Origin of the sequence: Bradyrhizobium acaciae, from assembly GCF_020889785.1 — a bacterium.
Classification (GTDB): Bacteria; Pseudomonadota; Alphaproteobacteria; order Rhizobiales; family Xanthobacteraceae; genus Bradyrhizobium; species Bradyrhizobium acaciae.
Genome location: NZ_JACMYK010000297.1, coordinates 1 through 1,823 on the forward strand (window position 1 = coordinate 1; position 1,823 = coordinate 1,823).

At 60.2% G+C, this 1,823-nt stretch carries 1 protein-coding gene; it reads right to left on the bottom strand.

The genetic code is table 11. From position 1 onward, the window contains the following. Positions 1-77: 77 nt before the first annotated feature. The gene (gene ltrA / locus H8A92_RS40350; RefSeq protein WP_229200789.1) at positions 78-1,325 is read right to left on the bottom strand and encodes a group II intron reverse transcriptase/maturase; all 1,248 of its coding nucleotides are present in this window, start codon (positions 1,323-1,325) and stop codon (positions 78-80) included. Positions 1,326-1,823 lie beyond the last annotated feature (498 nt).

Here is a 1,823-nt window from a genome sequence, read left to right on the forward strand (position 1 = left end):
GTCGAGTAGGCCGAGGGAGTTTCACCCTCGGCCGCTCACAGATCCGGACGTGATACTCTCGCATCATCCGGCTCCTGTCATCCAACCGTAGCCCGTCCAAGCTTTTGCCAGTGGACGAAGAGTTTCGGATTTTGCCGCGCCATCTGGTTGAGCGTCCGCAACGACCGTCCTCGGTGGCCCCTCAGTTGCTTATACTTGCACCGAAGCCACGCGCCGAGGCGCTCGTCGAAGTACTCATAGAGCTTGCGCAGCTCCGTTGGGTAGAACCGCCCGTAGTATTGATCCCAGCCCCGAAGGACGGGATTGAGACTACGCGCGATGTCTGCAAGCGGAAGCGGCGAGTGCCGAGGCAAACGCCACTCTCGAATGCGAGCCCTCATCCCCTTGAGAGATTTCGGACTCACCCCCGGAAGGAAGCAGGTGAAGATCCTGCCCCACCGATTTTTCGCCACACGGGGTCGGAAGCTAAAGCCTAGGAAGTCAAATTGGATCTGCGGATAGGACCGCCGCCGATTGCTGTCAGCGCAATAGACCACTTTGGTCTTTTCCGGATGCAGCAGCAGATGACAGTCTGCGAACCGACGTTCCAGCGCCGATTTCAGCTCCTCCGCTTCCTGCCGAGTGTGGCAGTGACAGATAGCATCGTCGGCGTAGCGCTCGAACTGGACGTGCGGATGAGATTGCCTCATCCATTTGTCGAACGCATAGTGCAGGAACAGATTCGCCAGCATCGGACTGACCACACCCCCTTGGGGAGTGCCTGTCGTCCTCGCCTGAACCGACCCATCAGGCATCTCGACCGGGGCCTTGAGCCACCGCTCAATGTAGAGCCGGATCCAGTCAGCTTTCGTGTGTCGATGCACCGCGCGCATCAGGAGCTGATGATCGATCGTGTCGAAAAAGCTCTTAATGTCGAGGTCAACGACCCAGTCTCGCTGCCAGCACCGCTTGCGCGCCTGCTCCACCGCCTGATGGGCTGATTTTCCGGGCCTGTAGCCGTACGAGTCCGGATCAAAAGCTCCGTCCAGCTCCGGCTCCAGGTGCCGCTCGACCACCATTTGAGCGATACGGTCCGCGACCGTCGGTATGCCGAGAGGGCGGACTCCACCGCCGATCTTGGGGATCTCGACCCGCCGCACCGGCGGCGGGAAGTAACTCCCTGACGCCATCCGATTCCATAGCCGATAGAGGTTGTTCTCAAGATCGTCGGCAAAGTCCTCGAGACTCTGGCCATCGACGCCCGCCGCCTTTCCCTTCTTCTTCACAAGCTTGTACGCCTCCCACACCATACGCTTGGTGATGGGCAATGGTTTGCCGGAATTCACCGTGCTCCTCCCGGTATTCCCGGTTGGCGCAGCGACGCCGGCCAGATGACGCAACCCCTTCGCTCCACGGCCATTACAGCCGCTTCGTCACTACTGCGGGTTGCTCCGCCCCTGACGGATTGCGTCAGGTTCCCACGTTCCATGTCGAAGCCTGCGACGAGATCATGCCGCCTATGCACCGGCTGCCGCGTGGGCCATAAACAGGCTCCGCCCACACTCCTCCGGACGTCATTACCCCACGTCCGTTTTGACAGCGTCTTGAACCCATTTCGATGCGTCGTCAGCGGTTCGCTTGCGCTCATCTTCTCGTCACTCATCTGACGGTTTCAACCACCGCCTTTTGCCTCATCGCTCACCACCGCGCCTTTTGAACGCAGCAGCATGAGGTGATTTGAAGCCTGCCCCTGCAAGCCGGCTCCGGGAGGCCAAACTCCCATCTTCAACACAGCACCGCTGACGTCCCCGCCAGCGTTCGTGGCACACGGTAATAGGGGTTCT